Annotated in this window: 8 protein-coding genes and 1 pseudogene; 4 read left to right on the top strand and 5 right to left on the bottom strand. The window is 69.7% G+C overall.

Annotation, left to right across the window (positions count from 1 at the left end):
- Positions 1-18: 18 nt before the first annotated feature.
- Positions 19-906, top strand: a complete 888-nt coding sequence (locus AOK08_RS32270) for an alpha/beta fold hydrolase (RefSeq protein WP_055532698.1) — start codon at positions 19-21, stop codon at positions 904-906.
- Positions 907-1077: 171 nt separating this feature from the next.
- On the opposite strand, the gene AOK08_RS32265 is transcribed toward AOK08_RS32270, so the two are convergent.
- On the bottom strand, positions 1078-1977 hold the full coding sequence (locus tag AOK08_RS32265) for an NYN domain-containing protein (RefSeq protein WP_055532696.1): 900 nt from the start codon (positions 1975-1977) through the stop codon (positions 1078-1080).
- Between the two features lie 229 nt (positions 1978-2206).
- Between AOK08_RS32265 and AOK08_RS45105 the strand changes: the two genes are divergently transcribed.
- Positions 2207-2359 carry a hypothetical protein gene (locus AOK08_RS45105; protein ID WP_007384531.1) on the top strand — a complete coding sequence of 51 codons (153 nt, stop codon included), beginning with the start codon at positions 2207-2209 and terminating at the stop codon, positions 2357-2359.
- A gap of 146 nt (positions 2360-2505) precedes the next feature.
- Here AOK08_RS45105 and AOK08_RS32260 read toward each other — a convergent pair whose 3' ends face one another.
- From AOK08_RS32260 to AOK08_RS32245, 4 genes are all read right to left on the bottom strand, one after another.
- Positions 2506-3111, bottom strand: a complete 606-nt coding sequence (locus AOK08_RS32260) for a MarC family protein (protein WP_055532694.1) — start codon at positions 3109-3111, stop codon at positions 2506-2508.
- Positions 3112-3229: 118 nt separating this feature from the next.
- Positions 3230-4087, bottom strand: a complete 858-nt coding sequence (locus tag AOK08_RS32255; protein WP_055532692.1) for a PHP domain-containing protein — start codon at positions 4085-4087, stop codon at positions 3230-3232.
- A gap of 212 nt (positions 4088-4299) precedes the next feature.
- Positions 4300-4941, bottom strand: coding sequence for a DUF6758 family protein (locus AOK08_RS32250; RefSeq protein ID WP_055532690.1), 642 nt, complete (start codon positions 4939-4941; stop codon positions 4300-4302).
- A gap of 243 nt (positions 4942-5184) precedes the next feature.
- Positions 5185-5781 (bottom strand): suppressor of fused domain protein, encoded by a 597-nt coding sequence (locus AOK08_RS32245; protein ID WP_055532688.1) that lies wholly within the window; start codon positions 5779-5781, stop codon positions 5185-5187.
- A 547-nt stretch (positions 5782-6328) separates the two neighbouring features.
- Between AOK08_RS32245 and AOK08_RS32240 the strand changes: the two are divergent.
- Positions 6329-7272 (top strand): annotated as a pseudogene (locus AOK08_RS32240) (magnesium and cobalt transport protein CorA); the annotation flags it as partial.
- A gap of 66 nt (positions 7273-7338) precedes the next feature.
- The gene (locus AOK08_RS32235; protein WP_055532686.1) at positions 7339-7860 is read left to right on the top strand and encodes a hypothetical protein; all 522 of its coding nucleotides are present in this window, start codon (positions 7339-7341) and stop codon (positions 7858-7860) included.
- Positions 7861-8005: the final 145 nt, after the last annotated feature.

Genomic DNA, 8005 nt, shown 5'->3' with positions numbered 1-8005 from the left:
TCCAGATAACCTCGGCACATGAGCAGGCCACAGACCTTCGCCCCGCCCCCCGGCGCCCGCGCGTACCCCCTCCGTACCGCACGCGGTGAGTTCGCCGTCATCGACGCCTCCGTGGCACCCGGCGTAGAGCCGAAGGGGACCGTTCTGCTGCTGCCCGGGTTCACCGGCAGCAAGGAGGACTTCATCTCGACGCACGAGCCACTGGCCGCGCGCGGCTACCGCACCGTCGCCGTGGACGGCCGCGGCCAGTTCGAGTCGCCCGGCCCCCGCGACGACGAATCGGCTTACGCACAGGCCGAGTTGGCACAGGACGTACTCGCCCAGGCGGCAGCCGTCGGCACCCCCGTACACCTCGTCGGGCACTCGCTCGGCGGACAGATCGCCCGGGCCGCAGTCCTCCTGGACCACTCCCCGTTCCGCTCACTGACCCTCATCTCCTCGGGCCCCGCCGAGATCTCCGAGGCGCAGCAGCAGCGGGCGAAACTGCTGCGGGACGCACTCTCCGTGATGAGCATGGCCGCTGTATGGACGGCCATCCAGGCCATGGACGACCCGCAGGCCGGCGGCGACCTCGACTCGGTGGACGCCGTGGACGCCGGACTCGACGACCGCGAGGACCTGCGCCGCCGCTGGATGGGCAACAGCCCGGCCCAACTCATGGCCACGGGGCGCCAGTTGTGCTCGGAACCGGACCGGGTGGCGGAACTCGGCGCCCTGCCCCTGCCCTTCCACGTGCTGTCCGGCACGGAGGACGGCACCTGGCCCGTCCCCCTCCTCGACGACATGGCCGTACGGCTCCGGGCGCACCGGACCGTCATCGCGGATGCCGAGCACTCCCCCAACACCGACCGCCCGCTGGAGACGGCCCGCGCCCTGGCCGACTTCTGGGACACCGTCGCGCACTGATCGAACGAATTGAATCGACGGGACCCCCGAGCCACCCCAACCGCCCGAACCGCCCGAACCGCCTGCGCGCTCGGGCCGCCCGCCCACCTGCACGCTCGGCCCGCCTGCCCGTCTACCGGTCTACCCGTCTGCCCGTCTGCCCGTCTGCCCGTCTGCCCGTCTGCCCGATCGTCAGTACTGGGTCTGCAAGTGCTCCCAGAAGCCGTCCCGCAGCGACCGCCGCAGCTCGGCCTGGCCGCGCAGCGAGTACTGGAGCAGGCCCTCCGCCTCGACCAACAGGTCCTGGTCGACCGATCCGGGCAGATACGGATGCCCGGGCAGCAGGTCGACCAGCGCCTCGCGTCCCCGCGCGGCCAGCCATTTGGCCGCGACCTGGGCGCCCACGAACCGCACGTCCTCGCGTGTGGGCCGCGTTCCCGCCGACGCCTCGTAGGACGCGGCCGTGCGCCGGACGACGTACGGCTTGAAGAAGTCGAGGTCGAAGGTGCGCTGGCTGTCGACCTCCCAGAGCAGTGGCTCGGCCTGGTTGCGGCCCTCGGGCGCCTCGATGCCCCAGAGGTGGACGCGTGCCCCGTACCCCTGTGCGGCCTCGACCGCCGACACCAGGTCCTCGTCGCCGCCGATGAGCGCGGCGTCGCTGATGGCGCGGTGGCGGGCCAGCGACTCCAGGTCGGAACGGATCAGGGAGTCGACGCCCTTCTGCTGGTTGTTGGCATTGAGGTTGCCCAGGCGGACCTTCACATCGGGGAGTTCGGCGATGGACTGCTGCTCGATGGTGTGAATGCGGCGCCGGGCACCGTCGTACCAGTAGACCCGCAGCAGCCTGCTGTCCGCGAAGATCGTGCGAGCCTTGTCGATGAGCGCCTCGATGAGCCCTTCCGCGTCCAGCTCGTAGGAGCGGCGGTCCTCGGTTCCGGCGACGAGCCGTCCCGCCGCCGCGTACAGATATCCCGCGTCGACGAAGATCGCATGCGTCGAGGGCGTCTTCGCCACCTCGGCGAGCATGCGCTGGAGCAGTTCGTTCGTACGGTCGATGCGGGCGCTCAGTTCCGCGTGGTCGTCGTTGTTCATATACCTCCATTGTCTCGGTGGTCACGCTTCGAACACAACCGGCCCCGGTCAGTCCCCTGTACGCCACATATGCGCCTTCTGTACGCCCCCTGTGCGACTCTTACCGGTTGGTAGTTAGGCGTTCGAAGAATTTATTTAGCGTAGGGAATGTTTGTAACATGCGGGCAGTTGACTACTACGTAACCAAGTAGTTCTCCTCAGGAGGATGACCAGACGAAGGGAGAAGCACATGCGCTTCGAAATCATGCGTCTCGACGACGTCGACGGGACCCCCGTGGACAGTACGGTCGTGGACGCCGCCTCCGTCAACCGGATCGTGCAGCAGGCAGCCGCCATAGGGCAGCGCCTCTGGATCCGCCCGGCCGACACCTCGGCCTCATAACGCGCGAACCGCGCGAACGACGCTCGTGGACGACGAGCAGACTTCGGAACCCCCGTACGGCACATACGCCGTACGGGGGTTCCGCTTATGTACCGATGGCCGTCGGCCCGATGCCCGTCGGCCCGATGCAGCTCAGCCCGACGCCCTCAGCCCTGCCGGATCACCTGGGTGACGCCGTTGATGATCTGCTGCACGGCGATCGCGGACAGCATCATCCCCGCGAGCCGGGTCACCAGGACCACACCGCCGTCCTTGATGACGCGGATGATCAGCAACGAGTACCGCATGACCACCCACAGCACGACATGGACGGCCAGGATCGCCGCCCACACCGACACCTGCATGGCCACACCGTCCGCCTTCTGCACGGCCAGGATGACCGACACGATCGCACCGGGCCCGGCCAGCAACGGCATGCCGAGCGGGACGAGGGCGACGTTGACGTCCTTGGTCTGCTTGGGCTCGTCCGTCTTGCCGGTGAGCAGATCGAGGGCGATCAGCAGGAGCAGCAGCCCACCGGCGATCATCAGGGCGGGCACGGAGACATGCAGATAGTCCAGGATCCGGTGCCCGAGCAGACCGAACACGGTGATCACACCGCCGGCCACGCACACGGCCTGGAACGCCATCCGCTTCTGCACGCGGGCGGGCCGGCCGGCGGTGAGCGCGAGGAAGATCGGCGTGATCCCGGGCGGATCCATGATCACGAAGAGGGTGAGGAAGAGCGAGCCGAAGACGGCGACGTCGAACATGGGTGAGCGAGCCTTGCGTAGGTACGGGGAAAGAAGGGGGAAAGGAGGAGAGAAGGGCGCCGCGCAGGGTGGGGCCGGTCCCGAGGACTCAGGTACCGAGGACTCAGGGACAGGGGGTTCAGGCTCCGCCGGTCCCCGGCACCGGGAACGCCCCGGTGGCCCGCCGCGTGATCTCCCCGTACACCTCGGGGTCCGTCGTGTACTCCCCGAGCACACAGGTCTTGCGGCTGCCGTGATAGTCGGAGGAGCCGGTGCCCAGCAGTCCCAGCTCCGCCGCGAGGCCGCGCAGACGCACCCGGGTCGCCGGTTCGTGGTCCATGTGGTCGATCTCCATGCCGTCGAGCCCGGCGGCGGCCAGCTCCGCGATCGCGGACTCCGGAACCGTCAGCCCGCGCTTGCTCGCGGCCGGGTGCGCGAACACGGCCACTCCGCCGGCCCCCTTGATCAGCCGCAGCGCCTCGAAGGGGTCGGTCTCGTGCTTCGGTACGTAGGCACGGGCGCCGTCGGCCAGCCAGTCCCCGGTGAAGGCGTCGTTCACGGTCGGTACGACGCCCAGCTCGACCAGCGCGGTCGCGACATGGGGCCGGCCCACGGAACCGTCACCGGCGATCCGCGCGACCTGCTCCCAGGTGATCGGCACGCCCAGTTCCTGGAGCTTGACCACCATCGCCCGGGCACGCGGCACCCGGTCGTCCCGGACCAGCTCACGCTCGGAGAGCAGCGCGGGCTCCTCGGGATCGAACAGGTAGGCCAACATGTGCATGCTGACCCCGTCGAGCCGGCAGGACAGCTCGGCCCCGGTGACCAGCGTGAGCCCGGCGGGCAGCGCGGCGATCGCCTCGGCGTACCCACGGGTCGTGTCGTGATCGGTCAGCGCGACCACGTCGAGCCCGGCGGCAGCGGCGTTGCGCACCAGCTCGGCAGGGGTGTCCGTACCGTCGGAGGCCGTGGAGTGGCAGTGCAGATCGATGCGCACGATGCGGACTCCAGCAAGCGACGGGGATGAACAAGACGCGTCAAGCATAACGGGCCCAGAAGCCGGCTCGTCACACCTGAACCATCCATGCACCCCTTACAGGATCCGACCCGCAGGAGCGCGGGGAACTGCGCGGCAAACCCCCGCCGACCGGCACATGCCAACACACCCGCAAACCCCGCACACCCCGCACACGCGAACCTGGCAGAGCGCTACGGCTGAAGCAGCCTGGGCGACAACGCCCCGCAGGGCACCAGCTCCAGTTCGGCCCCCGCGTCCCGCAGATCCGTGAGCACCAGCTCGTCGTACATCAGCAGTCCGGACTGCTCGGGCCACACCACCGCCCACAGCCACAGTCCGAGCGCCTCGCCCGCGAACACCGCGCGGTCGTCGGGCCCGCCCGTGACATGCCACAGCGGTGTGGGCCGCCCCGCCGCGAGCACCTTCGCCTCGGCGGGCTTCTCCACGTTCATGTACGGCCCTGGGTCGGGCCCGTCCATGCCCGCATACCGCGCACCGAGGCCGACACCGAGCTCCTCGGCGACCAGGATCAGCTCACCCATGCCGCCGAGCGGACCGGGGCCCGTGCAGGCCACCGCTGTCGCACGGCCGCCACTACGGTCGTCGCCCGCGCAGACCACGCCCGTGAACAGCCAGCCGACCGGCAGCGGCCACGGCATCCACACCGGCACCTGGGTGCGGGCCACCACGACGCCGAGGGCCTCGACGCTGGGCGGGATCACGGGCTGAAGCGGATGCACCGTCCCGTGCACATCGCACTGCCAGGAGTCGGCAAAGAGTCCGGGAGCCCTGACCCGGCCACCACACTTCGGGCAACTGGGTTCGCCCCTCATAGAGCCCCACGGTCCTCCCCGTCCCTCCTCCCGTCAAGGACGATCACCCGTCCGGAGTGACACGTTTACACCCGTTCCCCCGGATGGAATTGGATGCGTATTGCATTAGTTAGCTGCGCTAACTCGCCACACGCGCGCGTCAGCGGGTACGGGAGCGGGAGGCCCGGGGACCCGCGGCCGTCCAACTGGCCTGTTCTGGGCGCCGGTTGGTGACATCGGTCACTCGGGGGTCCGGAGCGGGAGTCAGTCCAGCGGAACGGATCCACGGGCCGGGTCCCGCAGGTCGGTCCCGTTCGTGAGCCAGCGCTCCTGGAGGGCCTGGGCGCCGTGGACGCGCTTCCAGGCGGCCTCGTTCGGGGTCATCGGGAGCAGCGGCAGAAAGCGCACCGGGTCCAGGGGCGCGTCGAGCTCCAGGTCCTCGACCAGGCCGCCCGGCTCCGCGACCAGGACCGAGGTGAAGGGCGCGCCGGGCCACAGCGCCTCCCCCACGTCCAGGGAGGCACCGGGGGCCACGATCACGCCCTCGACCTGCGGGGACGCGGCGAGGACCGCGAGCGGGCGCAGCACCTTGTCGGTGTCGGCGAGGCCGGCCCGGACGGAGATGACCAGTTCCGCGCGCGGGCCCTTCACCGGGTCGGCGAGCGCCGCCGTGGGGTCGGACATCGGCAGCGCGGACATGCCGAGGGTGGCGTAGCGGACGAGCTCCCCGTCCTGGTCCCGGTCCTGGAAACGCAGCACCTCGACCCGGTCCGTACCGAGGAAGGTGACGGCGGCGCGCGCGTCCGGTTCACCCAGCGCCGTACGCAGCCGGGCCTCGACCAAAGGAAGAACATCAGCCATGCGGTGAGCATAGAACTCGTCAGTTACGGGCAAACGCGCACCTTGACAGTTCGGTCGGCTGTTACCCTTGGCCGGGTTCGGGGCAGCCCGCAGATGGGGGTACCTCCCAGGTCTTCAAGGCACTGGGACAGGCGCGATCGAGTCCCGTACACCGCTGAAGTTCCCCTCAGGGGGCTCCCCTTCGAAGGGGAATGGATCGTCCCTCACGAGGGACCGGCCGGAGGAGGTGGGGCTGCAATGGATCGAAGTCATCCGTGCAGTAGCACCCGCTCTTCCGCCCGCTGATGTAGTCGCTTGCAGCGCTCCGGCTTCTCCGGCTGGTTGTCACCTCTCGCATTCGCGTCATCGCGGAAGAGCACTTGGTTTCGTTTTGCCTGATCCATGTGATCTGCGTCAGTTCTGAATCAGCAGCGAAGCTCACCACCGCGACGGTGCGGTGCTCCCCGCTTTGTGGACGTGCCAAACATCCTCAGCCAGGACGTCCCCATTCCGGGCAGTTCCAACCGTCGTCGGCGGCCTTTCGTTGCCTGTAGCGAAGGAACCTGCCATGTCGATGATCCACAGCCTCCGTGCAGCGGTCCGTCCCTCCCGCCCCTCCCCGCGCAAGGACGGCAGCACGTACGACACCACCCGCGACCCCTCGACGCCCTCGGCCGTCGTCGACTGCGCCGTCTACCGCGACGGCGTCCGGGTCGAGACCCCGAAGCCGCTCACCCCGCACGAGGCGATGCGCAAGGTGCGCCGCGACGGCGGCTTCGTGTGGATCGGGCTGCACGAGCCGACGGAGGGCGAGTTCTCCGGAATCGCCAGCGAGTTCGGGCTGCACCCGCTCGCCGTCGAGGACGCGATCCAGGCCCACCAGCGGCCCAAGCTGGAGCGGTACGACGACACGCTCTTCACCGTCTTCAAGACCATCCACTACGTCGACCACACCGAACTCACCGCGACCAGCGAGGTCGTGGAGACCGGCGAGGTGATGTGCTTCACCGGGCGGGACTTCTTCATCACCGTCCGGCACGGCGGCCAGGGCTCCCTGCGCGCGCTGCGCTGCCGTCTCCAGGACGACCCCGAGCTGCTCGCCAAGGGCCCCTCCGCCGTGCTGCACGCCATCGCCGACCATGTCGTCGACGGCTATGTCGCGGTCGCGGACGCCATGCAGGACGACATCGACGAGGTCGAGACGGAGGTGTTCTCGCCGGGCCGCAAGGGCACTCCGCGCGGTACGGACGCCGGCCGGATCTACCAGCTCAAGCGTGAGGTCCTGGAGTTCAAGCGGGCCGTGTCGCCGCTGCTGCGGCCCATGCAACTGCTCAGCGAGCGCCCGATGCGGCTGATCGACCCCGACATCCAGAAGTACTTCCGTGACGTCGCCGACCACCTGGCCCGGGTCCAGGAACAGGTGATCGGCTTCGACGAGCTGCTCAACTCGATCCTCCAGGCCAACCTCGCCCAGGCGTCGGTCGCTCAGAACGAGGACATGCGGAAGATCACNNNAAGCGCAACGGCTGGCTGTGACGGCGGGCCCTGCCTCCGGCGGGCGTCGTTACGCTTCCACCCATGACTGACACGCTGCTCGACCGGGCCCTCGTCGAGGAGGCCACGAAGAAGTCCGGCCTCGTCTGGGTCAAGGGCCCCGCCGGCCCGTCCCGTGCCCTCTGGCACGTCTGGCACGAGGGCGCTGCCGTCCTGGTCGGCGACGGGCCCGGTGAGCAGCCGTTGCCCGGCCTGGTCGAGGGGGCCGAGGCCGAGGTGACCGTCCGCAGCAAGGACAAGGGCGGCAGGCTCGTCACCTGGGCGGCGACCGTCGTGGAGCTGGCCGCGCGCTCCCCGGAGTGGGAGGCCTCGGTCGCCGAACTGAAGGGGAAGCGGTTGAACGCGCCTGACGGGGAGGCGATGACGGATCGGTGGGCGCGGGAATGCAGGGTGGTGCGGCTGGTGCCGTGCGCGGGGGGCTTGCGCCCGCTGCCGGAGGGGTCGTTGGCCGTGCCGCCGGTGCCTACCTCGGCGACGACCCGGGAGGCGATCCCTGCGGGGTTGCCGCGGCTGCTGTTCAAGAGGCGTAAGCGGTCGGCCGGGTAGGTCGTTCGTCGGCTGCGGGCCGGTGGGGGCTGGTCGCGCAGTTCCCCGCGCCCCGGGGGGGCGGCCCCGGTTGCCAAGGCTTCCCTAGGGGGTTGGGGGCGGCCCCGGATTGCCGGGGCCCCGGAGAAGCAGGACTCAGCTGGAG

It is taken from the genome of Streptomyces graminilatus (assembly GCF_001418565.1).
GTDB classification, from domain to species: domain Bacteria; phylum Actinomycetota; class Actinomycetes; order Streptomycetales; family Streptomycetaceae; genus Streptomyces; species Streptomyces graminilatus.
The sequence above is the reverse complement of the archived record's forward strand: the minus strand, read 5'-3'. Positions and strand labels throughout refer to the sequence as shown.

Excerpts from the sequence above, each read along its gene's own strand:
- AOK08_RS32270 (WP_055532698.1), top strand. The coding sequence starts at position 19 with ATGAGCAGGCCACAGACCTTCGCCCCGCCCCCCGGCGCCCGCGCGTAC.
- AOK08_RS32265 (WP_055532696.1), bottom strand. The coding sequence starts at position 1,977 with ATGAACAACGACGACCACGCGGAACTGAGCGCCCGCATCGACCGTACG.
- AOK08_RS45105 (WP_007384531.1), top strand. The coding sequence starts at position 2,207 with ATGCGCTTCGAAATCATGCGTCTCGACGACGTCGACGGGACCCCCGTG.
- AOK08_RS32260 (WP_055532694.1), bottom strand. The coding sequence starts at position 3,111 with ATGTTCGACGTCGCCGTCTTCGGCTCGCTCTTCCTCACCCTCTTCGTG.
- AOK08_RS32250 (WP_055532690.1), bottom strand. The coding sequence starts at position 4,941 with ATGAGGGGCGAACCCAGTTGCCCGAAGTGTGGTGGCCGGGTCAGGGCT.
- AOK08_RS32245 (WP_055532688.1), bottom strand. The coding sequence starts at position 5,781 with ATGGCTGATGTTCTTCCTTTGGTCGAGGCCCGGCTGCGTACGGCGCTG.
- AOK08_RS32235 (WP_055532686.1), top strand. The coding sequence starts at position 7,339 with ATGACTGACACGCTGCTCGACCGGGCCCTCGTCGAGGAGGCCACGAAG.